Source organism: Caulobacter henricii, from assembly GCF_001414055.1.
Lineage (GTDB): Bacteria > Pseudomonadota > Alphaproteobacteria > Caulobacterales > Caulobacteraceae > Caulobacter > Caulobacter henricii.
In genome coordinates this window covers 1,665,946-1,691,896 of record NZ_CP013002.1, presented here as the reverse complement: position 1 = coordinate 1,691,896, position 25,951 = coordinate 1,665,946, and the positions used below count along the sequence as shown (strand labels likewise).

Genomic DNA, 25,951 nt, shown 5'->3' with positions numbered 1-25,951 from the left:
GGCTTCAAGGACACGGCGAGGGCTGCAGGTCAAGATACTCGCCGCAAGGCGAGCGCCGTGGACAAGCGCGATCCGGTGCCGCCACTCTGGTCGACAACAAGAGTCTTCGGAGGAGGATCGCTGTGAAACACCTGCGGGTTTCAGTCGCCTTGCTGCCGTTTCTGCTGCTGGCCTGCGGTCAGGCCCCATCGAAACCGGCTGACGCCACCGCGGCCACGCCGTCCCCGACCACAGCGACAGCCTCCTCACCACGCCCCGCTTCGCCCCCGTTCCAGCATGATCCGCGCCTCGACGTCTTTGGCTATTACTTCAGCCAGACCCCAATCCAGGTCGGCAATTGGGCGCTGAAATCCGTCAATCTCGGCGCGCCCAGCGATTTCGCCGCCTGGGAAGAGGGCAAGCGCCCGAGCAACTTCGGTCCGGTCTTTCTGGAATTCGAAGACGTCACCAGCCCGACCGCCGAAAATGAACTGGGCCAGACCTATCATACCGTCAGCTTCCGGCTGCTGGCTGACAGCTACCGGGTCGGGGCGGGCCAGGTCACCTTTCACGGCAGCGACACGAGGATCGGCGAGGTCAGTTTCTCAGGCGGCCTGGACCTTGCGGGGCTGCAAGCCGCCAAGGCGGCCGGACCCGGTGGAGCCGGCAAGCCTGTCCTGACCGGCGACCTGCAGATCGGTGCCAACCGCCTGCGCAATATCGGCTTCGTCTATTTTGCAGGCGACTGAAACCATCGCCCTGGCCCGCGTCCATGATATGGGCAGGTCATGGACCTGCTGCTTCGCCTCCTGAGCCTGTTCTTTCGCGGGACCGCCCTGATGCTGGGGGTGGTCGGCACGGGGTTCGCCCTGGTCTGCCTGGGCGGTGTATTCAGCGACCGGCTGGACGCCTTCAGCCACCTGTCCCCGCTCTGGCTGGCCATGGCCACCGGAGCAGTCGTGACGGGCTGGATCTTCGCCCGCGGTGACGAGCGCAAGGCCATTGTCGGACTGGGAAGTCTCGGCCTCCTGGCCTGCGCCATCCTGATGGGGCCCGAGCTTATGGCCGCCGCCGGCAGCAAGCGGCTGGCCGCGCGCCCCGGTGACCTAAAAATCATCCAGTTCAATGTCTGGCACGAGAATGAAACGCCCGAACTGGCCCTTCGCTGGCTGCTGGACCAGGACGCCGATGTCGTGGTGATCGTCGAGGGCGGTGGCATGGCCGCCTCCGTGACCCAGGGCCTTAAGGCCTACTACCCCTTCCACGTCACCTGTGACGGCAAGAGGTACTGCGGCACCATGATCTTCAGCCGCAAGCGCATGCTGGCCCGCAATGGCTTCTATCCGGAGGGCCACGAACTGGCAGGGGCCTGGGCGACCCTGGCCGACCCGAAGGGGGCTTTCACCGTGGCCGGGATCCACTATGTCTGGCCCATTCCCGCCGGACCTCAGCAGCAGCAGGGCAAGCGACTGCTTGCAGCCATGGACCGCTTTGACCGGTCCACCACCATCCTGACCGGCGACTTCAACTCAACGCCCTGGTCATTCACCCTGAAGCGTCAGGACAAGGCCCTTGGCCTTGAACGCCGGACACGCGCCCTGCCCTCCTGGCCATCGGGCCGCTTCTCACGCCTGGCCAATGCCCCCGCGCCCTTCCTGCCGATAGATCATGTCTATGCCGGCAAGGCCTGGAAAACGGTCAGCGTCACCCGCGGCCCGGCCCTGGGCTCGGATCACCGACCGATTGTCGTCCACCTCAGGCGGGACTGAAGGCCCAAACAGAAAACGGCCCCGGATCGCTCCGGGGCCGTTTTGCTATTCAGCAGCGGCTATCAGGCGTCGGCAGCGATCTTGGCGCTGACGATCTTGCCGGGTTGGCGCGGCGGCTCGCCCTTGGGCAGGGCATCGACATGGTCCATGCCGTCCGTGACCTGGCCCCAGACCGTGTACTGGTTGTCCAGGAAGGTGGCGTCGTCGAAGACGATGAAGAACTGGCTGTTGGCGGAGTTGGGATCAGGGGTGCGGGCCATGGAGCAGATGCCGCGCACGTGCGGCTCCTTGGAGAACTCGGCCTTGATGTCCGGCTTGTCGCTGCCGCCACGGCCGGTGCCCGACGGATCGCCGCCCTGGGCCATGAAACCCGGAATCACGCGGTGGAAGACCACGCCGTCATAGAAGCCCTCGCGGACCAGTTCCTTGATCCGGTCGACATGGCCGGGGGCCAGGTCAGGACGCATCTGGATGGTGACCGGGCCGCTTTCCAGCGTCAGGATCAGGGTGTTTTCGAGGTCGGCCGACATGGTCATCCCTTGATGTGGCGGGGGCTTTTGAATGGTGATCGCGCTTCTAGCGCGCTTTTCCCCCCGCTGTGAACCTGCCGCGCTTCGGAAACAGTGACGCGCTAGCGGATATCCGCAGGGATCGACAGGTCGCAGACAGAAAAATCGGCACCCCTTGCCTCGCGCTGACGGCGGATTTCACCGGCAAACCACGGACCCTTCGGATCGATCACCCGCACGGTTGGACGTTCGGCCGAGGGGATGTCTGACAGCATGCGAACCTTGTCCATGCGGTCCTGCGGTGCGGCCACGGGCTCGCCAGTCTTGATCGCGCGGATCGCCTCAAGCCCGCTGATCACCCGGCCAAAGGCGGTGTAGCGCTTGTCGAGCGAGGGATAGGGCTGGCGCATCAGGAAGAACTGGCTGTTGGCCGAGTTGTTGTCGTCGTCGCGGGCCATGCCGACCACACCGGGGCAGTAGGTTCCCCAAGCCGAAACCTTGCCGTCGCTGGTGACCTCGTGCCAGCTCCAGTGCTGGCTGAAGACCGGCAACGAACCCAGCACACCCACTTGCAGACCCGACGGCTCTGCAGCCGGGACAAAGCCCGTGGTCTGGGTTCGGCGGAAGGTGAACTCGGCCTTCAGGTTGGGCCGGTCGCTATTGCCCTCGCCGCTGTCCTTAGGATCGCCGGTCTGGGCCATGAAGCGGTCGATCACCCGAAAGAAGGTGCGGCCGTCATAGATACCGGCCCGGGTCAGATCCCGCAGACGCGCGACATGGCCCGGCGCCACTTCGGGGATCAACTCGACGATCACCCGGCCCTTGTTGGTGTCGATGACCATCACCGTGTCAGGGTCAGGCGTGCGCCAGTCCGCCTCGGTCGGCGGCGTGACCGCACCGGTCGGCTTGGTCCGGGGGGCAGACAGGGCCGGCTGGGCCAGGACGGCCAGGGTCAGTCCGAGGGCAATGGCGGCGGATGGCTTCATTTGACCTGCACCGGGATGTCGACATCGCAATTGTTGAAGCTGGGGCCCACCTCCGCCCGGCGCTTGGCCACCAGGGCCGCAAAGGCGGGGCTGCGGGTATCCATGACCTGAACCGAAGGGCGCTTGTCGGCCGGCAGATCGGCCAGAAGCCTGACGCTGATCATCCGGTCCTGCGGATCGGGTGCCGGCTCGCCCGTCTTGATCGAGCGGATCACATCCAGGCCCGACAGGGCGCGACCAAAGGCCGTGTAGGTCTTGTCGAGCGTCGGATAGTACTGGCGCATGAAGAAGAACTGGCTGTTGGCGCTGTCCGGATTGCTGGCCCGGGCCATGCCCAGCACGCCGGGACAGAAGTTGCCCCAGGTCGCCACCTTGCGGTCGGCGGTCATCACCGCCAGGGCCGCCGGCTGACTGGTCACCGGCAAGGCACCGACAAAGCCGGTCTCGTTGCTGCCCGCCTTGCCGAGCGCGGCCAGGGGCGCATCGAGGCCGCGACGGAAAGTGAACTCGGCCGTCATGTCCGGCTTGTCCGACCCGCCGGTGCCGGTGTTGTTGGGGTCGCCCGTCTGGGCCATGAAACTGTCGATCACCCGGAAGAAGGTCAGGCCGTCATAGAAGCCGGCCTGGGTCAGTTCACGGATCCGGGCCACGTGGTTGGGCGCAGCCAGAGGATTGAGCTCGGCGATGATCCGGCCCTTGTTGGTCTCCACGACCAGCACGTTCTGGGGATCGGGCGTACGCCAGTCCGAGGTCTGGGCCAGGGCCGCGGGCGCAAGGGCGCTCGCAGCCAGAAGCGCCAGGACGGCGACGGAAGAGACAGGCTTCATAAAATTCCCCGAATATAAAGGCCGGTGGGGCGTAGAACGCCGCCGCCACCCCGACAAGCTCGTCGTGTTGAAGCCTAAGATTTCGACAGCTTCACGGCAGACCCGCGCCTCAGGCCTTGTGCAGCTTCGCAACCAGCTGCTCGCCCACCCCGGCGGGCACGAACTTGGAGATGTCACCGCCCAGGGCGGCGATTTCCTTGACCAGCCGCGAGGCAATGGCCTGGTGCCGGGGATCGGCCATCAGGAACACGGTCTCGATCTCGCGATCGAGCTGCTGGTTCATGGCCGTCATCTGGAACTCGTACTCGAAGTCAGCCACGGCCCGCAGGCCGCGGACGATCATCTGGGCCCCGGTCTCGCGCGCGAAGTGCATAAGCAGGCTGTTGAAGGGCTTGACCTCAATCACGGCCACCTTGGACAGGTGAGCCGTCTCTCGCTCAAGGATCTCCACACGTTCCTCAAGGGTGAACAGCGGCCCCTTGCCGATGTTCACCGCCACGCCGATGACCAGCTTGTCGACCAGCTTTACCGCCCGACCAATAATGTCGAGATGGCCGTTGGTGACCGGATCAAACGTTCCGGGATAGAGCCCGACCCTCATGCAACCCCCTGCGTTTCGGCGTCTTACGGGGTCTCGTCCGCCCCGCTGGCTTCGCCCTGATCGTCGTCGCTACCGCCGGCGTCAGCCAGCCGCTCCACACTCACGACATGCTCGTCCTTCGCGGTGCGGAAGACGGTTACGCCCTGAGTATTCCGCGCTGCAACACGAATTTGCGCGACGGGGCACCGTATCAACTGTCCAGCGTCTGTCACCAGCAGGATTTCGTCGCTGTCTTCGACCGGGAAGGAGGCCGCCAGACGGCCCCCGCGCTTGGAGAGGTCCTGAGCCGTCAGACCCTGACCACCCCGGCCCGTACGGCGATAATCATAGGCGCTGGTCCGCTTGCCGAAGCCCTCTGACGAGACTGTCAGGATGAACTCCTCGGCGGCACCGAGTTCCGCAATCCGTTCCGGCGTCAGGCTGGCCTCGCCGACATCCTCATCGGCCTCTTCCGGGGCCGGGGCGTCATCGCCCTCTTCACCCGCTGCACGCAGCATGGCGCGGGCATGTTTCAGATAGGCGGCACGCTCGGCCGGCGTGGCATCGACGCCGCGCAGGATGGCCATGTTGATGACGCTGTCGCCCTCGGCCAGCTTCACGCCGCGCACGCCGGTGGAATCGCGGCTGGCGAAAACCCGCACCTCGTCGGCCGAGAAGCGGATACAGCGGCCCACCGCAGTGGTCAGCAGGATGTCGTTTTCGGTGCCGCAGACCCCGACGCCGACAATACCGTCACCCTCGTCCAGCTTCATGGCGATCTTGCCATTGCGGCGGACATCGACGAAGTCCGAAAGCTTGTTGCGACGGACGCTGCCCGAGCGGGTAGCGAACATCACGTCCAGACGATCCCAGGTGCTCTCGTCTTCTGGCAGGGTCAGGATCGAGGTGATGGTCTCGCCTGGCTCGATCGGCAGCAGATTGACGAAAGCCTTGCCGCGCGAATTGGCGGCCCCCAGGGGCAGCCTCCAGACCTTGAGCTTGTAGACCTTGCCGCCCGAGGTGAAGAACAGCAGCGGGGCGTGGGTCGAGGCCGAGAACACGCGGGTGACCGCGTCCTCCGTCTTGGTCGCCATGCCCGACTTGCCTTTGCCGCCCCGATGCTGGGTGCGGTAGTTGGCAAGTGGCGTACGCTTTACATAGCCGCCCATGGTCACGGTGATGACCATGTCCTCGCGGACGATCAGATCCTCGTCTTCCACGTCGGCGTCGCCGTCGACGATCTGGCAGCGACGCGGCACGGCAAACTTCTCGCGCACCTCGACCAGTTCCTCGCGCACCACGGCCATGATGTTGGCGCGGTCCGACAAAAGCTCGAGGTAGCCGCGGATGGCTTCAGCCAGGGCAGCGGCCTCATTGCCGATCTCTTCGCGGCCAAGACCGGTCAGGCGTGACAGGGTCAGGGCCAGGATGGCGCGGGCCTGCTCGTCGGTGAGGCGGATAAGACCGCCCTCTTCATGCAGGCTGCGCGGATCGGCGATCAGCTCGACCAGGGGCAGCATGTCGCCGGCCGGCCAGGCCTTGGCCACCAGACGCTCGCGCGCTTCGGCCGGATCCTTGGACGAGCGGATGATGTGGATGAACTCGTCGATATTGGCGACGGCAATGGTCAGACCGACCAGCACATGGCCGCGATCGCGGGCCTTGGAGAGCTCGAACTTGGTCCGCCGGACCACGACCTCTTCGCGGAAATTGACGAACACCTCGATCAGCTGACGCAGGCCCATCTGTTCGGGGCGCTTGCGGTTCAGGGCCAGCATATTGACGCCGAACGAGCTCTGCAGGGCCGTGAAACGATAGAGCTGGTTGAGGATCACTTCGCCCGAGGCGTCGCGCTTCAGCTCGACCAGGATCCGCATGCCGTCGCGGTTGGATTCGTCGCGGATGTCGCTGACACCCTCGATCTTCTTGTCGCGGACCAGTTCGGCGATGTGCTCGACCAGATTGGCCTTGTTCACCTGATAGGGAATGGCGGTGATGACGATGGCCTCACGGCCCTGGCGGATCTCTTCCACCGTGGCCAGGCCGCGCATGATCACCGAGCCGCGGCCGGTCAGCAGAGCCTGACGGGGGCCCGCCCGGCCGATGATTTCGCCCCCGGTCGGGAAGTCCGGACCCGGCACGATGTCCAGCAGGGTCTCTGCACTGACCTCGGGATCGTCGACCATCGCCAGGCAGGCGTCTATGATCTCGCCCAGATTGTGCGGCGGAATATTGGTGGCCATGCCGACGGCGATGCCGCCCGCACCATTGACCAGCAGGTTCGGAATCCGCGACGGCAGAACCGTCGGTTCCTGTTCCTTGCCGTCATAGTTGTCCTGGAAGTCGACCGTGTCCTTGTCGAGATCGGCCAGCAGGGCAAGGGCCGGCGGGGCCATGCGGCATTCGGTGTAGCGCATGGCGGCCGGCATATCGCCGTCGACCGAACCGAAATTGCCCTGGCCGTCGATCAGGATGAGGCCCATCGAGAAGGGCTGGGTCATCCGGACGAGGGTGAAATAGATCGAGGCGTCGCCGTGCGGGTGGTACTTACCCATCACGTCACCGACCACGCGGGCCGACTTCACATAGGACCGATCCGGCGTATGGCCTTGTTCGTGCATGGAAAACAACACGCGACGGTGGACAGGCTTGAGGCCATCGCGGGCGTCCGGCAGGGCCCGGCTGACGATCACGCTCATCGCATAGTCGAGATACGACCGGCGCAGTTCGTCCTCGATGAAGATCGGGGCGATATCCCCTCGCGGCCCTTCGGGAGGGGTAGTGATTTGATCGTCGCTCAAGGGGATTTTTCGCCGTCAGAATCGGACACGGAACTGTTGTGAACCGTTAGCATTCCGCCAAGGATGGCGCCACCTTTCCGGGGCGGCGCAGTCCCCCGCCCGCTTGTTTTTGAAGGATTTCCCATGCGCTCCCTCCTTGCCGCGACCCTCTCCGGCCTGATGCTTGCCGGCCTCGGTGCCGCGTCCGCTCAAGCGGCCGATGCCCAGACCGCTACCGCCGTGGTGAAATCCGGCAGCGGCCAGGACCTTGGAACGGCCAGCCTGACGGAGGGACCGCACGGCGTGCTGGTCCGGCTGGAACTCAGAGGCCTTACGCCGGGCTGGCACGGCGTGCATTTCCACGAGAAGGGTGACTGCAGCACTTCGGACTTCAAATCGGCTGGCGCTCACGTCCATACGTCCGCCAGCGTGGTGCACGGACTGCTCAACCCCGCCAGCAATGACAGGGGAGACCTGCCAAACGTCTATGCCGGCCTCGACGGCCTCGCCATGGCCGAGCTCTTCACGCCGTTCGTCTCGATCAGCGGTTCAGGTGGCCGTCCGGCCCTGCTCGACGCGGACGGCTCGGCCATTGTCGTCCATGCCGCACCGGACGACCACAAAAGCCAGCCCATTGGTGGAGCCGGCGCGCGTTCCGCCTGCGGCGTTGTGAAATAGGCAGAGGACCAGGCCGGCAAGGCTGCCCCAGGGTCTCTAGACCGTCTCGGCGGTCATGGCCTCGGCGCGCGCCGCCCGCTTCTCGGTCAGGGCCACCAGGGCCACGCCGGCCATGGTGGCCGCCCCGCCGATCAGCAGCTGCGGCGTGAGACGGTCGCCCATGAACAGGATGCCGATCGTACAGGACACCAGGGGGGTCAGCAGGAAATAGGGCGTCACCCGCCCCGCCTCACGCCGCTGGACCAGCCAGAACAACAGGGCGCTGGCACCGATGGTCGAGACGATGCCGGCAAAGGCCACGCAGGCCCAGGCCAGGGGCGGAGCGCTCATCACGCGTTCGACGACGCGTGACTCGAAGGCGAAGGACATGGCGATCAGGGTCGGGGCCGCGACGATGGCCGTCAGGCCCTGCACCTTCAGCGGTTTCACCCCGGGATTCATGCGCACCAGCACGGTGGCTACGGCCCAGCAGGCGCAGGCCAGCACCACCAGGGTCACGGCGGGCAGGTCTCCGGCGCCATGGGGATCAAGGCTCATCCAGGTCACCCCGACAAAAGCGATCACCAGGCCGATGACAGCCGGAAGGCGCATGGTCTCGCCCAGCATTCGCCATGCCGCGACGGCCGTAAACGGGATCCACAACTGGCTGGCCACGACCAGCGGGCTCAGCGACTGGCCCATGCCAAATGCCACATAGACCAGGCCAAAATGGATCGGCCCCGACAGCAGGATGATCCAGAGCAGCTTCTTGGGCTCAGGAAAGGGGGGGCGGATGAAGGGCACCAGGAAGATCAGGGCCAGGCCGAACCGCAAACCGCCGACCATCATCGGCGGCAAGTGCTCGGTCGCCACCTTGGCGGCGGCATTGTTCAGCCCCCAGGTCAGGATGATCGCCAGGATGGCGAGACGTTCCAAACCGGACAGGGGGGAATTGGCGGGCATGGCCGCTTGGACCAGACCAGGCGGCGCCGGTCAATCGACGGCAGCAGTCTCGACACCGGCAATTCGCCGCACGGCCCGGGTCAGCAGGGCAAGGTCCGGGTCCGGGATCGAGAAGGCCGGGGTCAGATAGATCACCTTGCCCATCGGCCGGATCCAGACACCCTCGTCAACGAAACGCGCGCAGAGGTCGCCGACAGGAACGGGGGAAGCAAACTCGACCACGCCGATCGCGCCCAGCACCCGGACATCGACCACGCCCGGGGCAGACCGGCAGGGCTCAAGCCCCGTGGCCAGGGCGGCCGAGATCCGCGCCACGTCGCTACGCCAGGTGCCGTCCTCGAACAGGTCGAGCGACGCGTTCGCGGCCGCGCAGGCCAGCGGATTGGCCATATAGGTCGGCCCATGCATCAGGGCCGCTTCCGGATCCTCCGAAAGGAAGGCTCCGAACACCCGCCTCGAGGCCACGGCGGCCGACAGAGGCAAGCTGCCGCCGGTCAGGGCCTTGGACAGGGTGACGATGTCGGGCTCGATCCCGGCGGCCTGCATGGCGAACAGAGAGCCCGTGCGGCCAAAGCCCGTGAAGATCTCGTCGAAGATCAGCAAGACCCCATGCGCATCGGCCAGACGGCGCAGAGCCCTGAGGGTGTCGGGACCATGCAACAGCATGCCGCCCGCGCCCTGGACCAGGGGCTCGACCAGGATGGCGGCAATCTCTGAGCCCTGCTGGGCCAACAGGGCATCCAGGGCCGCTTCACCGGCGGCATCACGCGGCAGGTCGGCGATCACCTGGGCCGGCATGACGCCCGTGAACAGGCTGTGCATCCCCTCTTCCGGGTCGCAGACCGTCATGGTGGCGAGGGTATCACCATGATAGCCGCCCCGAAACGACAGGAAGCGGGTTCGCCCCGTCACGCCGCGATTGATGTGGAACTGCAGGGCCATCTTCATGGCGATCTCGACCGCCACCGAGCCCGACTCGGCGAAAAAGGCATGGTTCAGATCACCGGGCAGCAGGTCCGCCAGGCGACGGGCCAGACTATAGGCCGGCTCGTGGGCCAGCCCTCCGAACATGACATGTGGCATGCGCTCGATCTGGTCGTGCAGGGCGGCGGCGATGTGAGGATGGTTGTAGCCGTGGCAGGCCGTCCACCATGAGGCCAGGCCGTCGACCAGTTCCCGCCCATCGGCCAGCACCAGCCGCGAACCATGCGTGGCGACCACCGGCTGGGGCGGCCGGGCCGTCTGCATCTGGCAATAGGGCCGCCAGACATGGGCTGCGCCCGTCGTCATCCAGTCCGGAGTCGTCGCCGACATCTGCGATCCTCTCATTGCGCCGCGAGGGCGGCTTGCCTATGCCGTGCGGCCTGCCTTCGCAAACGGGAAACAGCATGCAGAGCCTCGACGCCTTCGCCGGCGACAAGCTGACGGCCCTCGAAACCAGGAGCCTTCGCCGCCGCCTGCAGCCGACCCGGCGGCTGGAGGGTGCCTTCGTCGAGCGCGGTGGCCGCAGGCTGATCTCGTTTTCCTGCAACGACTATCTGAACCTGTCGCAGCATCCAGCCGTGCGGGCCGCCGCCGCCGAAGCCGCCCTGAACTATGGTGCCGGGGCCTCGGCCTCGCGTCTGGTTACAGGCGACCATCCCCTGCTCGGCGATCTTGAAAAGCGCCTGTCCCGGCTGAAGGGCACCGAGGCCGCCTGTGTGTTCGGCTCCGGCTATCTCGCCAACACAGGCGTGATTCCCGCCCTGATGGGCCCCGGGGACCTGATCCTGGTCGATGCCCTGGCCCATGCCTGTATCTGGGCCGGAGCCAAGCTGTCGGGTGCCCGCACGGTCGCCTTCCTGCACAATGACCTTGCGGACCTGGAGCGTCTGCTCAAGTCCGAGCGGACGACGGCGGGCCATGTGCTGGTCGCCACGGATGGCGTGTTCTCGATGGACGGCGACCTGGCACCACTGGGTCAGATTTCGGCGCTCTGTGCGCAATATGACGCCTGGCTGCTGGCGGACGACGCCCACGGGGTCGGCGTCCTGGCTGAAGGCCGTGGCACTGCGGCACTGTTTCCCGATGCGGAGGTTCCGCTTCAGATGGGGACCCTGTCCAAGGCCCTCGGATCCTATGGCGGCTATCTGTGCGGCTCCCGGGCCGTGGTGGACCTTCTGAAGACCCGGGCCCGTACCCTGGTCTATGCCACAGGCCTGCCTCCGGCCTCGGCCGCAGCTGCCCTCGCAGCGCTCGACATCATTGAGAGCCAACCGGCCCTGACCGCCCTGCCCCTGGCCAAGGCCCGCGCCTTCTCAGCCGCCCTCGACCTGCCCCCCGCCCAAAGCCCGATTGTCCCGGTGGTGATCGGCTCAGCCGAAGCGGCTCTCGAGGCCTCAGCCCGACTCGAGGCCGAAGGCTTTCTCGTGGTCGCCATTCGTCCGCCGACGGTCCCGGACGGAACAGCCCGGCTGCGGATCGCCTTCAGTGCCGCCCATTCGGACGCTGAGGTGATGCGACTGGCCGAGGTAGTCGCGGCGATCCGCAGGGACCTGGCCCCATGAAGTCCGTTTTCGTCGCCGGCACAGGCACCGATATCGGCAAGACCCATGTCGCCTGCGCCCTGATCCGCGCCCTCCGCCTGCGGGGCCTGAGCGTCGACGCGTTCAAGCCGGTGGTCAGCGGCTTTGATTCAGACGATCCGGATGTCAGCGATCCCGGCCGCCTCGCCCAGGCGCTGGGCGAGCCGGACGCCCTGCCCCGCATCTCGCCCCGTCGCTATCGCGCCCCACTGGCCCCCAACCTGGCCGCAGCGCTGGAGGGCGATGTCCTGCGCCTTGATGATCTGGTTGGCGACTGCCGGGACCGACTGGCGCGAGCCGACCGCGATCTGCTGCTGATCGAGGGTGCTGGCGGAGTGATGTCGCCCCTGACCGACACGGCCACCAATCTCGACCTAATGGTCGCGCTGAACCTGCCGGTCCTGCTGGTCGCGGGGTCCTATCTGGGCACGGTCAGTCACATATTGACGGCGCTGGAGGTGATCCGGGCCCGAGGCCTGAGCGTGACCGCCCTCGTCATGAGCGAAAGCCTCTCTGCGCCCGACCTCGTCCAGACCTGCCAGATGCTGCGGGGCTTCGAGGCCCGCGTGCCGCTGATCCTTGTCCCGCGCGACGCGACCTGGAGCGCAACCGAGCTCGCCGACCTGATCTTCCCTCAGGCGACCAAAGACGAGGCCGCCAGGGTCCACTAGGGTGGTGCCATGCGCACAGACTATCTCGGCAATCCTGTCTCCGTCACCAGCGACGCTGCCCTGGCTGCCGTGGATGATTTCATCGCCGGCTTCCTGGCCTATGAGACCCGCGCCGCCAACATCCTGGCGGCCGCCGACGGTGCGCCAGCCGAGCCTCTGCTCAACGCCTATGCGGCCGTCCTGTGGCTGCTGCTGGAGGCGCCGGACGCTGCGGCACGCGCGGCACCCTATCTGGAACGCGCCCGGGCAAGCCTCGACGGCGCTAATGAACGGGAGCGCAAGGTCGTGGCCTTCGTCTCGGCATGGTCCGCCGACGACATCCCCGGTGCGCTGTCGGTCGCCAACGCCATCCTTGAGGCCTGGCCGCGCGATCTGCTGATGCTCAAGCTGCGGCAGTACCACGACTTCAATCGCGGCGACTTTCCCGCCATGCTGCGCGCAGCCAGTCGCTGCCTGACCGCCGCCGGCGACATTCCCCAGCTGCACGGCATGCTGGCCTTCGCCTACGAGCAGTGCCACCTGCTGGAAGAGGCCGAGGCCGCCGCCCGCCATGCCCTGTCCCTGCAGCGCAAGGAGCCCTGGGCGCAGCACGCCCTGGCCCATGTGATGCTGACCCAGGGCCGTATCGACGAAGGTGTCGCCTTCCTGGAGGGCGTGCGCGACACCTGGACGGACCTGAACTCGTTCATGGATACCCACCTGTGGTGGCACCTGGCGCTGTTCTATCTGAGCCAGGGCCGGTTCCAAGCGGCGCTGGCGGCCTATGACGAGCACTGCTGGACCCAGTCCAGGGACTATTCGCAGGATCAGATCGGGGCGGTCTCCCTGCTGGCCCGGCTGGAGCTGGCCGGCGTCGATGTCGGAGCTCGCTGGAACGATCTGGCAGGCTATCTGGCCAACCGCGCCGGTGACGTCGTTCAGCCTTTCCTGTCGCTGCAATATCTGCTGGGCCTGGCCCGCGCCGGAAGACCCGAGGCGGACCAGCTTCTGGCGGCAATCCGGCGGGCGGCCCTGGAGGCACCCGACTTCGTACGTCCCACCTGGCGTGACGTCGCCCTGCCCGCCGCCGAAGGCCTGGTCGCCCATTTGCGAGGCGACTATCCGACCGCTCTACTCGGCTTGCGCTCGGCCCTGCCGCGTATGGCCGAGGTGGGGGGCAGCCATGCCCAGCGCGATCTTTTCGACCAGATCGTGCTGGACGCCCTGATCCGCTCCGACCGCCTGTCCGAAGCCCAGCAAATGCTGGAGCTGCGCCGCAGCCTTGATCCCGACGGCCTGCCCATCAACCAGGCGCTTGCGGACCTGTACGAGCGCCTGGACCTGCCGGTTCAGGCCGCCGTAGCCCGCGAGCGCGTGGCGCGCCGACGTGAGGGCCACGCGTCTCGCGGCTCGCGGCCCTAGGCCTCGATATCGACGTCCTTGGTTTCCTTGAGGAACAGGATACCCATCACCGCCGTCACGCCCGCCACCACGATCGGGTACCACAGGCCGTAATAGATATTGCCCGTGGCCGCGACCATGGCGAAGGCCGTGGTCGGCAGGAAGCCCCCGAACCAGCCATTGCCGATGTGATAGGGCAGGCTCATCGAGGTGTAGCGGATATTGGTCGGGAACATCTCGACCAGCATCGCGGCGATCGGCCCGTAAACCATGGTCACATAGATCACCAGCAGGGTCAGGATGCCCACCACCAGAGGCTTGTTGACCAGCGCGCTGTCGGCCTTGGCGGGATAGCCGGCTGTCTTGAGCGCCGCGCCAAGCTCGGCTTCCCAGGCCTTCTTGCGGTCCTTGAACGCCGCCTTGTCCATCGTGTCGCCCGCGAAGGACGGCAGGACGGTCTCGCCGATCCTGACCTGCGCCACGGTCCCGGCGGGAGCTGCAGCGTTCGTATAGGTGACCCCAGCCTTGGCCAGATAGGATTTGGCCAGGTCGCAGGAGGTGTTGAACACCGTCTTGCCGACAGGGTCGAACTGGAACGAACAGTCGGCCGGATCTGCCACCACCGTCACCGGTGCAGCGGCCACGGCGGCCGCCAGTTGTGGATTGGCCGCTACGGTCAGACTCTTGAAGAGCGGGAAATAGGTCAGGCAGGCCAGGATACAGCCTGTCATGATGATCCATTTGCGGCCGATCTTGTCGGACAGCCAGCCGAAAAGCACGAAGAACGGCGTGCCGATCAGCAGCGAGATCGCCACCAGTCCATTGGTCAGGCCGCCATCGACCTTGAGCATCTTCTCCAGAAAGAACAGCGCGTAGAACTGGCCGGTGTACCAGACCACGGCCTGACCGGCGGTCAGTCCGACCAGGGCCAGAATGACGATTTTCAGATTGCCCCAGCGGGCAAAGCTGTCGGTCAGGGGCTGCTTTGACCCCTTGCCCTCGTCGATCATCTTCTGGAACGACGGGCTTTCCGAGAGCTGCAGGCGGATCCACAGCGAAACGCCGAGCAGCAGCACCGAGATCAGGAACGGAATGCGCCAGCCATATTCCTTGAAGGCGTCCTCGCCGATGACGTGGCGCGTGCCGAGAATGACGATCAGGCTCAGGAACAGGCCGAAGGTGGCCGTGATCTGAATGAAGCTGGTGTAGAGGCCGCGGCGATTGGCCGGCGCATGTTCGGCCACATAGGTCGCCGCCCCGCCATACTCGCCGCCCAGGGCCAGCCCCTGAATCAGGCGCATGGCCACCAGGGCGATGGGCGCGATGATCCCGATCTGCTCATAGCTTGGCAGCAGACCCACGACGAAAGTGGACAGGCCCATCAGCAGCATGGTCACCAGAAAGGTGTTCTTGCGGCCCCACAGATCGCCGAGCCGGCCGAAGACCAGGGCACCGAACGGGCGCACGGCAAATCCGGCCGCGAAGGCCAGCAGAGCGAAGATATAGCCCGTGGTCTCGTTCACGCCCGAGAAGAAATGGTGGGTGATGTAGGTGGCCAGCGAGCCGTACAGATAGAAGTCGTACCACTCAAAGACCGTGCCCACCGAGGCCGCGCCGATGACCATTCCGTCCTTGCGGCCAACGGTCACACCGTCTTTCGCCCCCTGATTGCCGCTCGTGGCCATGCTTTCCCCCCGATTTTTGTTATCGCTACCACGGCAAGAGTTGAGCGTCACCTCGCCGCGCCCCTCCATTCTCGGCATGATGTCAGAGTTTTTGGTGCCTGAGGAGGTGAAGCTTGCCCCCGGGATCGCGAAAACGCCCCTATTTGCTGGGATGACGTGACAAATCCTTCCCGTTTCGTCAGGCTCGACGCTCCTTGATTCCACATTGGATGAGCTATCAAAATGAACGTTTCCGATCTGGTCGACGCCGCAGTCGCCGCTGACGACAAGCTGACCAAGGCTCAGGCCAAGGCGATCATCGACGGCGTGTTCAAGGCCGTGACCGACGCCGCCGTAAAGGGCGAAGAAGTTTCGATCCCGGGCTTCGGTAAGTTCAAGGTCCAGGCCAAGCCGGCCCGTACCGGCCGCAACCCCGCCACCGGCGCGGCCATCGAGATCGCGGCCTCCAAGAAGGTCGCCTTCACGCCCGCCAAGCAACTCAAGGACGCCGTCAACGGCTAATCCTCGGGATCGGGACGCGATCGGCTGGCCACAGGCCGACTGGTCGCGTCCTTGCCCCTATTGGTAGGTCAGGGTCCAGGAAAGGGTCAGGGGTTCCGCAAGGCGGATCGGCCCCGTTGAACACTGGACCAGAGATGTCATGGCTCCCGTCGGCGTTCGATAAGCCACCTCATTGGTCAGGGCTCTAGACCGGCACGACTTGTAGCCACCGGTTCCAAAGACCTTCACATCGCCCTGGCTGAAGCGCGTACGGCCGCCGCTGGTGGCCGGTCCCGTCGAGAATCCTGCAAAATCGACATCGATGCCCACCGCCGCAAGCGGTGACCTGGGCGTGAACACATCGGTCCGGGTGATGCGCCCCGGCGAGAATTCATACTGCGTGCGAACGGACAGGCGGTCATCGGCGACCGGGGCAGCGCCACCCAGCCGGTCGACCTGGTCCTGCTCGAACTTCACCGTCGTTTTTCGTCCCTTGAAGCGCACCTCGGCCTTCCGGGCATAGGCCAGGGGGGCCAGGATCGTGCCATCCTCGAGGGTCAAAGTGGGCAGGAGCTGCGGGAACTGGCCATCCGCCACCCCTGACAGCATGCCCGGCGAAAAGGGCACAGGATAATAGGGCGAGTTCTCGTGCTGCCCCTTGCCGCCATTGATGACCGGCAGGCTGACCAGCCGACCCCTGTCGCGTAAGGTGACCAGCAGGCGATCATGCTCCCCGCGGGCGAACCAGGTGACGGTTTGGCGGGGCAAGGCGTCCAGCCAGGCGGCATAGCCGGGGTCCGGCACCCGGTCGGCGAAGCCCTGCTCGTTCCAGATCGCATTGGTATAGAGGTGCTGACGGGCCAGGCTGAGGGTCTCGCCCAGGATGCGGTGCTTGCCGCGATAGGCGTCGGTGCGACGCCCCCGCTCCCAGAGATTCACCGAGCCCATGGCCGGATCGAACCAGAAATCCATGTGCCGCGCGCTGACCCGGGACGAGAATGCATAGGCCATGCTCTTTTCCTGGGGAGTCAGAACATCCAGCTTGGCTGCAGCGGTCAGCACCTCGAGGAAGGCCGTTTCGCCATAGGCCCCGATGCTGCGGCCATATTCGAACCCTTCGCCACGCAGGTTCAGGCGCGGGAGCATCAGGTCTACCGACTTGCGCAGCCAGGTCTTCACCTCGGGGCTGGCCGGCATGCCCGCCTCGATCAGGCGATGGGCGATTTCCCCGATCAGCAGGACGCTGTAACGGTCATACCGCCCTTCCCCGTCGGTCTCATCGGCAAAGCCGAAGTCGCCGGAGTACTTCCGGTAATGATCGAGCGTGCGGTTCAGCAGGGCCTCGCTGGCCGAGGCATCTTCCCAACCCAGTTGATACCGCAGCCGGGCGATGCTGAAAGCCACGCCGAAATAGTTGTTGGGCAGGTTGATCAGGGTCAGGTCTTCGGTCCGGACGAACCGTCGCCAGTCCAGCTTGAGCTTCAGGCGCTCAAGGGTCGCTGGTGATACCGCCTGATCCAGCAGTCCTGCCTGCTGCAGCATCCTCAGGGCCTGGGCGTAATAGTAGACACCCCAGGTCTCGTTGGTGTCGTCGATGGTGAGGTCCGCAATACGCCGGAACCCCGCCAGATAGGTCGCGAACCGCGGGTCGTCCCGCGGGGTATCGACCAGCAGATAGGCCAGACCGATCGCGACCTTGCCGGGCAGGAACTTGTCATCGCCGCTGAACACGCGCGTGCCGTCGAGCGTCATGTCGCGCTGCTGAACCAGCAGGGCGTCCAGGAGCTTCTCCAGTTCCGGCTGCAGTCGCTTCTGTACGGTCTGGTTCATCGGCGCGACCGTGGTCAGCACCGGGCCGCGGACATCCGCCACGGCCAAAGGCGGCGCGGCGGTTGCGATCAGAAGCGACAGGGCCAGTCCCTGACGGCGGGCGAAGGTCCAGGCGTGCACAATCATCCCGTCTCTGCTCGAATTAAGATTCTGCAAAAAGAAACGCGGGCCGGAGAACCGGCCCGCGTTGGGGTCATCAGAACTTGTAGCGAACGCCCAGGACGAATTCCCGGCCCGTATGCTCGTAGTTCAGCATGAACTGGTCAGTGCTGTTGGTCCAACGCTCGTCGAACTGGTCGGTGAGGTTGATGCCTTCGAACGAGATCGTGAAGTTCTTGTTGAGGTCATAGGACATCGACATGTCGACATTCAGCGCCTCGGCCTTGCCATCGACGTCGTTGCCATAAAGCGTCGGCACCCGGGTCAGGTACTCGTCGCGATAGGTCCCGGAGACCCGCGCTTCGAACGGACCGTTTTCGTAATAGAGCGTGGCGCTCCACGACTTGGGTGACTGACCCACGATCGGTTGCCGCGAGAGCGCTCCGGTCGTGGTGTTGACGATGTAGTCGATCGCCGAGTCCACCTTGGTGTAGTTGAACAGGCCACCGAACTTGTCGAACGGGCCCGGCAGGAAGGTGAACGGCGTCTGCAGGGTGATTTCGTAGCCGTCCAGATTGCCGCCGGGGGTGTTCTGGCTGGAGGTGAAGATCACCGTGTCGCTGGCCACGACCCCGACGGGCAGGATCGAGTTCGGGAAGCCCGTATCGGAGAACAGCATCGCCTGACGCGTGGTCTGGACGTAGGAGGAGATCTCCTTGCGGAACAGGGCCAGGCTGAACAGGGCCCCCTTGTAGGGATACCATTCGATGCTGACGTCGTAGTTGTTGGCCCGGATCGGATCCAGGAACGGGTTGCCGACCGTCAGGGTCGTCTCGGAGACGCCCCGGGAAACCGACCCGCCCGGGGTCAGCTGGTTCAGGGCCGGACGCGCCATCACCTTGGCGGCTGCGAAGCGAACCATGACATTCTCATGCGGTTCGATCGACAGGTTCAGGGCCGGCAGGGTGTCGTTGTACTTGTTCTTCAGGTTCAGCGGGGTGGTGCCCAGGATGCCCGTGGCGTCGACCTCGGTCTCGACATAGCGCACGCCGAGATTGCCGCGCACCGGCATGTCCATCAGCTCGGTGCGGAAATCAGCCTGCAGGAAGCCGCCCGTCGAGGTCTCGGTCACATCACGGACTTCGCCATTGAACGGCGTCAGGCGGAAGTCGCCATAGGAGTTGACGCAGTTGCAGCTGAAGCCGATCAGGGCGTCCAGCTTGTTGATGTCCGGGATCACCCAGGTCAGGGGCGTGCCGGCAGGCACATCCAGACCCTTGCCGAAATTGGTCACCCGGGTCGAATAGTCGGCAATGGTCTTGCCGTCAGCTGCCAGCTTGGCCAGGGCCGTTGCCGGCACGCCTTCGACGGCCTTGCGGACCTCATAGACCGAGAAGCCAAACTTCTTCTTCGACAGGCCGCCCCTCAGGGTGACGGCGTCGGTCAGGTCATAGGTGAGATCGAACTCTGCGGTCTCGTAGCTGTTGACGGTCTTGTTGGGCCGCAGGCGGATGATCGAGGCGTCCCCAAGGGCGTTGGACGACATCAGGGCCCAGTTGGCCGGATTGTTGACGTCGAAGCCGTAGTTCATCCCCGGCTGGTTCTTGTCGGTGAAGTCGTAGGAATAGCCATCGACGTCATGACGGTCGAACGACAGCGTGGTCTGTTGGGGGTTGCGGCCGATGGCGCGCGAGACGCCGTACAGGGCATTCAGCTTCAGTCGGTCGCTGAACTCATGGGTCAGGCCCAGGGAGTTCTGGAAGAAGGCGGTCGAGAGAATGTCGATGCGCTGCTCGCTGCGGGCGTCGACATCGTCAAAGGTCGCCTTGATCAGGGTGCGGTTGGGACCGATGGTCCCGTTCAGCAGATCCATGGCGCGGAAGCCCTGGACGCCGGTCTCGCGGGCCGGGCTGATGATCTCGACAAACTCCTCGCTGCGGGTCTGGTCCAGCTTGGCATAGAGGGTGTCGAAGGTCAGGCGGGTCTTGTCAGAGACGTCGAACTGGATGGCACCGGTCAGGCCCAGGCGTTCGCGATCATAGCCGATGCGGCCATAGCGCGGGATACGGGGGTGAGCCGCGCCCCAGGCTGCTTCCTGGGCGGCCAGGCCGGTCACCGTCGTGCCGTCGGCCTTGGTGATGGTCCCGACCGACTGATAGCAGGACGAGGCGTTGACATAGGAGGTGATGACGCCGGCGCTGTTCTTGGTGGGCAGGCAGAGATGGTCGCCCGGAACGCGGAAGCCGACCGAACTGGCCCCTTCCTCATAGGTCTTGCGCTTGCTGTAAGCCGCCGAGAACAGGGCTCCGAGGCGGCCGTCCATCCAGCGGTTGCTGACCAGGAAGGTGCCGCGCGGATCGGTGCCTTCGGTCAGGTCGTTGTAAGACGCCTGGGTCCCCATGGCCATGACGAAGCCGGGATAGTCGAACGGCCGGGCCGTCTGCAGATCCACAGTCGCACCGAGCGAGCCCTCATTGATCGAGGCTTCCTGCGACTTGCGGACCTTGATGCTGTTGAACAGTTCAGAGGCGAAGACGTTGAAGTCGAAGCCACGGTTACGATTGGCGCGGCCACCGTCGCGGCCACCGGTCGTCGCCAGGGCCTCCAGGCCATCCAGGCGCACACGCACGAAGTCCGAGCTCAGGCCGCGGACATTGATCGAACGCCCCTCGCCGCCGTCGCGGTCGATCTGAACGCCCGGCACCCGCTGCAGGGAGTCGGCCAGATTGAGGTCGGGGAAGTCGGCAATGTCTTCGGCACTGATCGCATCGACGATCGAGGTTTCCGAGCGCTTGACCTCGATGGCCTGCTGCAGCGACTTGCGGAAGCCCGTGACGACCACTTCTTCGACCACGTCCGTCCCGGCCGGCGCGGTCTGGGCGTAGGCGGCCCCCGCTCCGACACTCAGGGCGCAAACGGCGGTCGAAAGACTGAGAATGGACTTGAGCGACATGCTTCCCCCTTTTTTCATCCCTCATTGGTGGGGACGATCATAATTTGGTCATACCATTTGCTACCGGTGTCATAGATTTTGTCAAGCCAATTAGCCACGCCGGCTCAGCCTCCACATCGGCCCACCTGATGCCGGCGGATCATGGGATCACCAGTTGAACATCGTGCCGTCTTCCAGACGGTTCACCGGCAGATAGGCGCGCCTGTAGGGATAGCGGGCGGCCAGGGCCTCATCGAGATCGACACCCAAACCCGGCGCTTCGCCTGGGTGCAGCATGCCGTCGGCAAGGCTGTAGCCATGCGGGAAGACCGCGTCCGTCTCGGGTGTGTGACGCATATATTCCTGCAGGCCGAAATTGGGGATCGACAGGTCGAAATGCAGGGCGGCGGCCATGGTCACCGGGGACAGATCGGTCGCCCCATGACAGCCGGTCCGCACATGATGAAGATCAGCGAAGGCCGCGATTTTTCTCAGGTTCGTGATGCCGCCCGCATGCAACACCGTGGCCCGGATATAGTCGATGGACTGCTCCTCGATCAGTTGCTTGCAGTCCCAGACGTGGCTGAAGATCTCGCCCACGGCGAGCGGGGTGGTGGTGTGCTGGCGGATGAGCCGAAAGCCCGCCTGGTTCTCAGCGGGCACGGCGTCTTCCAGCCAAAACAGACGGTAGGGTTCGAGATCCTTGCCCAGGCGCGCGGCCTCGATCGGGGTCAGGCGATGGTGAACATCGTGCAGCAGATGCACATCCCAGCCCAGGACCTCGCGCGCCCGTTCGAACAGCCTGGGCGTATGGTTCAGGTACTTTGCGGTCGACCACAGGTTTTCGGTCGGAAGGTCTGCATCCGCCGGCTCGTAGAACAGCTTGTCGCCGGACACCCCATAGGTGCTGGCCAGCCCCGGCACGCCGGTCTGCAGGCGAATGGCCTTGTAGCCCATGGCCTTGTATTTCTCGGCTTCGGCCAGGGTGTCTTCCACGGTTTCGCCATTGGCATGACCATAGACCGTGACCCCGTCCCGGCAGGCCCCACCCAGCAGCTGGTAGACCGGCAGTCCGGCGACCTTGCCCTTGATGTCCCACAGCGCCATGTCGACGGCCGCCAGGGCGGTCATGGCCACGGGCCCACCACGCCAGTAGGAGCCGCGGTAGAAGAACTGCCAGATATCCTCGATCCGGTGAGCGTCCCGCCCGATCAGGCAAGGGATCATGTGGTCCTGCAGATAGCTGCCCACCGCCAGTTCGCGTCCGTTCAGGGTGGCGTCGCCCAGGCCGTAAACCCCGTCCGAAGTGGTGATTTTCAGGGTCACGAAGTTGCGGCCAGGACAGGTGACGATGACCTTGGCATCTGTGATCTTGAGCATGACCCGGAATCTGGTTTGGGGCGGAGCCATATTGGCCTGACCACATTAGAGTGATTGCGCTACCATGCCTAGGGCGTCCGACGGTGGCCTTGCCGTTAGAAGTGCCCTAGCTTGCGGCCGCGCCGGTCTGACCGGACCCCGCCCTATTGAGACTGCCATGACCACTTCAACCGCCGAAACCCGCAAGCTGTACCAGCAGGTCGCCAACGCCATCGCCGAGTCTATCCGGGACGGCCAGTACCAGCCGGGCCAACGCCTGCCATCAGAGCGGGATCTGGCAGAAGACTACAGCGTCAGCCGCCCGACGGTCCGAGAAGCCATGATTGCCCTGGAGATCCGCGGACTGGTCGAGGCGCGGCACGGTTCTGGTGTCTACATCACCGAGGCACCGATGCCTGAGAGTCAGCCGCCGGAGCTGGATATCGGTGCCTTCGAGCTGACCGAGGCCCGCCGCCTGATCGAGGGCGAGAGCTGTGCCCTGGCCGCCACCACGATCACCGACCCCGAACTGGCACAACTGGCCGCTATCATGGACGACATGGTGGTCGAGAACGACCGTGACGTGAAGGGTGAGCTGGCCGACCGCCGGTTCCACGTCGCCATCGCCCAGGCCACGCGCAACAGCGCCCTGGTGACTGTAATCGAGAACCTCTGGGACCTGCGCTACAAGTCGCCCCTGTGCCGCGCCATGCTGGAACGGGCTCGCGAAGTGGGAGTCCGCCCTCTGATCGATGACCATCAGGAGATCCTCCTGGCCCTGCAGGCGCGGGATCCGAAGGCCGCACGCAACGCCATGCGGGAACATCTGGGTCGCGTGATCGACAATCTCCTGACTGCCACGGAAATCGACGCCCTCGCCCAGGCCCGGAGTGAGGTTGAGGCACGACGCCACGAACTGGCGCGTCGCTCGCGGGTCTAGACACCAAAATCTTGAAGGTTGGGCGGCTGGGGGGAAGGCCCCAGCCGCCCTTCGTCGGCAAACCTCGGGAGGAGGTGCGGGTGAAAGGAACGCATCACCCGCGCAGGTCGACGAATCTCAGGGTTCGTAGGGCGCGATCAGAAGGTCACCTGGACTCACAGAACGTGCCTTGGCGGCCAAGGATGCAGCCGCACCAAAGGCTTCATCGCCATAGGCCCAGGCGGCATAGGTCAGGAGCGGCGCAGCTGAGGCTGCCGCCTTGTGTGGCTCCAGTTCCTTGAAAGGAAAGCTCTCCTCACTTCCCACGTAAGGGGCCAGGAAGGCGAACCCCTTGCGCAGGCCGCGACCATCCGCTGTTTCGAACTGCCAGAGGTCCTGACCGGTACACCGCGCGAGGTCAGCAAGGCCCACCAGGGGCTCAAGAGCAAAATAGCTATAGTGCAGGGCTCTTGTGCGCTTCAGCTCCTCGGGCAGCGAGCCGTCCGGGGCCATCTGGCTCGCAATGCGCTGTGGCCCGACCGTCGCGATCACCCGGCGAGCCAGATCGTCCTCACGTGCAAACAGGGCGAAGGTCGCCAGCTGATAATCGTACCAGTTGCCGTGATTATTGGTCGCCGCCCGCTCTTCCCGTCCGGTCGGGCTGGCCTGCATCCAGGCGGCATAGTCGGCAAACCAGCGTTCGAGCCCGGCCTGATCCGCTGCGGTCAGGGTACCTGAAGGCCCCAGCAAGCCGATCCCCTCGACAACCCGCAGCAGCCTGAAGGTGTCGAGGACACCCTCTGCCCGCCCCGGCGTGCGCCCTGGAACGCCCTGGGCGAAACTGGCATTCGGGTTCATCCGGGTGGCGGCATCCAGGAACCAGGCCCGCAGAAGCTGGGCGGCCTTGTCGGCATAACGACGGTCGTCGGTGAAGTAATAGGCCAGGGACAGCGCCTCAACGGCACCACTCATGGCCTCGAGGTCGGAGACATCAAAGGCATCGGTGCTGCGCTCGGGATTGACCTCGCCGTCACGTCGGACATAGGGCTCGCCATTGGGCTTACCGGGGTCGGGCCACCAATAGGGGCCCATGCTCATATAGTCGTGCTTGTCGCCGCTGGGCGGCGTCTTCAGCTTGTCGACGACGGTATAGGTCGGTCCCGCCAGCGCCGCTCCGGCCCGTTTGATCAGCAACTGATAGGCTGGAGCCAGGTCAGGCCGGGTGAGCGCGCCCTTGGTAGTGGCCATCCAGTCCGGCCTGAGCCGGAACGTCCGTCGTCCGGCGAAGCTGGCGGCATGTCCCTCGCTGCCCAGGCATTGCGGCGCCGGCTTTGCCGCGCCGGCAGGGGCTCCATCCGCCCAAGCCGATCCGCCTGCGAACAGGGCCAGTGTCATCAATGCGGCTTTGACCGGGAACCGGTTCATGATCACCTTCGGAACACCTGCGGCAGAGCAAGAGGCAGACGGTCGGGGAGGCTGCTTCCAGTGCCTCCGCCAGACTCGCGGGGTCACCATAGTCGAATTGGTCGGCCGGGCAAGAAAATTGGCCTTACCAATTTCCGCCGCACGGGCGAGGACGATGACCAGTTCCTGCAAAAGCGCTCTCGGTCAGAGTGGTCAAACGCCGCTTAGATGGCTAGGCTGGACGTTTCGCCGCCGGACGCGCTTGGGCCACTGGCTTGACCACAATGGCAAGGTGCCCGAAAGCACTGCTCATCCAAAAGGGAGTTCGATGCGCGCCAGCCTGATCCTCACCCTGGCTCTGATGGCCATGACCACAGCGTGCAGCAGTGTAAAGGTGCCCGGCCCGCCCTCCCGAGCCACGGTCGCTCCGGCAGCGCCGAGAGAAGCTGATGTGCTGGCGCTGGGACGCAAGGTGGCGGACTGGCAACTCGCGCGCCTCGACAGCTTCGACTACATCCGCACCTTCAAGCACAATACGGTCGATCCGCGAGGCTGGATCCAGGGCGCGCTCTATACCGGCCTGTTCACCTTTGCCGACCGCACCGGCGATCCGAAATATGCCGAGGCTCTGCTCGCGCACGGCGTTGAGCAGGATTGGCAACTGGGCCGCCGGCCGCTGCATGCTGATGATCATGCGATCAGCCAGAGCTGGCTCTGGGCCTACGGCAAGACACCTGATCCTGTCCGGATCGCCGCCCTCCGCACCCGTTTCGACGCCATCCTGGCCGATCAGCCCACCGGGGATCTGGCTTTCCAGGACGGGGTCGGCGAGCCGCCCTGCCAGACCCGATGGTGCTGGAGTGACGCCCTGTATATGGCCCCGCCGGCCTGGTTTGGCCTGTCCAGGGTCACCGGTGACCCTCGCTATGCCGCCTATGCCGACCGTGAGTTCTGGGCGACTACCGACTATCTGCTCGACAAGGATCAGAGCCTCTATTTCCGGGACAGCCGCTACTTTACGCGTCGCGACGATCAGGGCCGGAAGATCTTCTGGAGCCGCGGCAACGGCTGGTCCTATGCCGGCATTGTCAATGTGCTGAAGCTGCTGCCTGCCAACCATCCGTCCCGCCCCCGCTATGTGGCGCTGTTCCGGGCGATGTCCGACCGGCTGGTCGACCTTCAGAAGGCCGACGGCTATTGGGCCCCGTCCCTCCTCGCCCCAGAAGGATCCCCGCCGGAAACCAGCGGCACCGCCTTCTTCACCTATGGCCTGGCCTGGGGCGTGAATACCGGTCACCTGACTGGGCCGCGTTACCGGATCGCGGCAGACCGGGGCTGGTCAGCGCTGGCCCGCGCCGTGACGCCCGATGGCAAGCTGACCTGGGTGCAGCAGGTCGGATATGCGCCCGAGCAGGTCGAGCCTGACGACACCCAGCTCTACGGGGTGGGTGCCTTCCTGCTGGCGGCCAGTGAGGTCGCGCGCAAGCCGCATTGAGCCGGCCCTGCCCCGGCATCCGCCTCGAATATCACTTGGGACTCGGCGCAGTCGGGATTAAGCCGGTTCCTCAAAGAATTGCA

20 protein-coding genes and 1 pseudogene are annotated in these 25,951 nt (G+C 65.2%); 9 read left to right on the top strand and 12 right to left on the bottom strand.

Going from position 1 to position 25,951, the window contains the following annotated elements:
* Positions 1–122: 122 nt before the first annotated feature.
* Together AQ619_RS07805 and AQ619_RS07800 are read left to right on the top strand one after the other, a co-directional pair.
* On the top strand, positions 123–728 hold the full coding sequence (locus AQ619_RS07805) for a hypothetical protein (protein WP_062146098.1): 606 nt from the start codon (positions 123–125) through the stop codon (positions 726–728).
* Positions 729–767: 39 nt separating this feature from the next.
* The gene (locus AQ619_RS07800; RefSeq protein WP_062146096.1) at positions 768–1,748 is read left to right on the top strand and encodes an endonuclease/exonuclease/phosphatase family protein; all 981 of its coding nucleotides are present in this window, start codon (positions 768–770) and stop codon (positions 1,746–1,748) included.
* A 62-nt stretch (positions 1,749–1,810) separates the two neighbouring features.
* Here the strand turns inward: AQ619_RS07800 and AQ619_RS07795 are convergent, their stop codons facing one another.
* From AQ619_RS07795 to gyrA, 5 genes are all read right to left on the bottom strand, one after another.
* A complete protein-coding gene (locus AQ619_RS07795) occupies positions 1,811–2,278 on the bottom strand; it encodes a peptidylprolyl isomerase (protein ID WP_062151406.1) in 468 nt (155 codons plus the stop codon).
* Positions 2,279–2,379: 101 nt separating this feature from the next.
* Positions 2,380–3,243, bottom strand: a complete 864-nt coding sequence (locus AQ619_RS07790; protein ID WP_062146094.1) for a peptidylprolyl isomerase — start codon at positions 3,241–3,243, stop codon at positions 2,380–2,382.
* Complete coding sequence (locus AQ619_RS07785; RefSeq protein WP_062146092.1) at positions 3,240–4,070, bottom strand: peptidylprolyl isomerase; 831 nt, start codon at positions 4,068–4,070, stop codon at positions 3,240–3,242. The genes AQ619_RS07790 and AQ619_RS07785 overlap by 4 nt, the downstream gene beginning before the upstream one ends.
* A 109-nt stretch (positions 4,071–4,179) precedes the next feature.
* The gene (gene coaD / locus AQ619_RS07780) at positions 4,180–4,671 is read right to left on the bottom strand and encodes a pantetheine-phosphate adenylyltransferase (RefSeq protein ID WP_062146090.1); all 492 of its coding nucleotides are present in this window, start codon (positions 4,669–4,671) and stop codon (positions 4,180–4,182) included.
* Positions 4,672–4,694: 23 nt separating this feature from the next.
* Positions 4,695–7,451, bottom strand: a complete 2,757-nt coding sequence (gyrA, locus tag AQ619_RS07775; protein WP_062146088.1) for a DNA gyrase subunit A — start codon at positions 7,449–7,451, stop codon at positions 4,695–4,697.
* A 123-nt stretch (positions 7,452–7,574) separates the two neighbouring features.
* Here gyrA and AQ619_RS07770 point away from each other — a divergent pair, with 123 nt between their 5' ends.
* Positions 7,575–8,108: a superoxide dismutase family protein gene (locus AQ619_RS07770; protein WP_084745855.1), complete on the top strand. Its 534-nt coding sequence runs from the start codon at positions 7,575–7,577 to the stop codon at positions 8,106–8,108.
* Between the two features lie 36 nt (positions 8,109–8,144).
* On the opposite strand, the pseudogene AQ619_RS07765 reads toward AQ619_RS07770, so the two are convergent.
* Together AQ619_RS07765 and AQ619_RS07760 are read right to left on the bottom strand one after the other, a co-directional pair.
* A pseudogene (locus AQ619_RS07765) lies at positions 8,145–9,084 on the bottom strand (DMT family transporter).
* Positions 9,081–10,364, bottom strand: coding sequence for an adenosylmethionine--8-amino-7-oxononanoate transaminase (locus AQ619_RS07760; protein ID WP_062146084.1), 1,284 nt, complete (start codon positions 10,362–10,364; stop codon positions 9,081–9,083). The pseudogene AQ619_RS07765 and the gene AQ619_RS07760 overlap by 4 nt, the downstream one beginning before the upstream one ends.
* A 74-nt stretch (positions 10,365–10,438) precedes the next feature.
* On the opposite strand from AQ619_RS07760, the gene bioF reads away from it, so the two are divergent.
* Genes bioF through AQ619_RS07745 form a run of 3 tightly spaced genes read left to right on the top strand, consistent with a single transcriptional unit; the run spans position 10,439 to position 13,686 of the window.
* Entirely contained in the window at positions 10,439–11,596 is a 1,158-nt protein-coding gene (gene bioF / locus AQ619_RS07755; RefSeq protein WP_062146082.1) for an 8-amino-7-oxononanoate synthase, read from the top strand.
* The gene (gene bioD, locus AQ619_RS07750; protein WP_062146080.1) at positions 11,593–12,285 is read left to right on the top strand and encodes a dethiobiotin synthase; all 693 of its coding nucleotides are present in this window, start codon (positions 11,593–11,595) and stop codon (positions 12,283–12,285) included. The genes bioF and bioD overlap by 4 nt, the downstream gene beginning before the upstream one ends.
* Positions 12,286–12,294: 9 nt before the next feature.
* On the top strand, positions 12,295–13,686 hold the full coding sequence (locus tag AQ619_RS07745) for a tetratricopeptide repeat protein (RefSeq protein WP_062146077.1): 1,392 nt from the start codon (positions 12,295–12,297) through the stop codon (positions 13,684–13,686).
* On the opposite strand, the gene AQ619_RS07740 is transcribed toward AQ619_RS07745, so the two are convergent.
* The gene (locus AQ619_RS07740) at positions 13,683–15,350 is read right to left on the bottom strand and encodes an MFS transporter (RefSeq protein WP_062146075.1); all 1,668 of its coding nucleotides are present in this window, start codon (positions 15,348–15,350) and stop codon (positions 13,683–13,685) included. The two genes, AQ619_RS07745 and AQ619_RS07740, sit on opposite strands and share 4 nt — an antisense overlap.
* 222 nt (positions 15,351–15,572) lie before the next feature.
* Between AQ619_RS07740 and AQ619_RS07735 the strand changes: the two genes are divergently transcribed.
* Positions 15,573–15,851 (top strand): HU family DNA-binding protein, encoded by a 279-nt coding sequence (locus AQ619_RS07735; RefSeq protein WP_062146073.1) that lies wholly within the window; start codon positions 15,573–15,575, stop codon positions 15,849–15,851.
* Positions 15,852–15,908: 57 nt separating this feature from the next.
* Here the strand turns inward: AQ619_RS07735 and AQ619_RS07730 are convergent, their stop codons facing one another.
* From AQ619_RS07730 to manD, 3 genes are all read right to left on the bottom strand, one after another.
* Entirely contained in the window at positions 15,909–17,786 is a 1,878-nt protein-coding gene (locus tag AQ619_RS07730) for a hypothetical protein (protein ID WP_062146071.1), read from the bottom strand.
* Positions 17,787–17,856: 70 nt separating this feature from the next.
* A complete protein-coding gene (locus tag AQ619_RS07725; RefSeq protein ID WP_062146069.1) occupies positions 17,857–20,712 on the bottom strand; it encodes a TonB-dependent receptor in 2,856 nt (951 codons plus the stop codon).
* Between the two features lie 147 nt (positions 20,713–20,859).
* The gene (gene manD / locus AQ619_RS07720; RefSeq protein WP_062146067.1) at positions 20,860–22,071 is read right to left on the bottom strand and encodes a D-mannonate dehydratase ManD; all 1,212 of its coding nucleotides are present in this window, start codon (positions 22,069–22,071) and stop codon (positions 20,860–20,862) included.
* A 157-nt stretch (positions 22,072–22,228) separates the two neighbouring features.
* On the opposite strand from manD, the gene AQ619_RS07715 reads away from it, so the two are divergent.
* On the top strand, positions 22,229–22,990 hold the full coding sequence (locus AQ619_RS07715) for a FadR/GntR family transcriptional regulator (RefSeq protein ID WP_062146065.1): 762 nt from the start codon (positions 22,229–22,231) through the stop codon (positions 22,988–22,990).
* Between the two features lie 117 nt (positions 22,991–23,107).
* Here the strand turns inward: AQ619_RS07715 and AQ619_RS07710 are convergent, their stop codons facing one another.
* Entirely contained in the window at positions 23,108–24,394 is a 1,287-nt protein-coding gene (locus AQ619_RS07710; RefSeq protein ID WP_236849550.1) for an alginate lyase family protein, read from the bottom strand.
* Positions 24,395–24,701: 307 nt separating this feature from the next.
* Here AQ619_RS07710 and AQ619_RS07705 point away from each other — a divergent pair, with 307 nt between their 5' ends.
* On the top strand, positions 24,702–25,868 hold the full coding sequence (locus AQ619_RS07705; RefSeq protein ID WP_062146063.1) for a glycoside hydrolase family 88/105 protein: 1,167 nt from the start codon (positions 24,702–24,704) through the stop codon (positions 25,866–25,868).
* Positions 25,869–25,951: the final 83 nt, after the last annotated feature.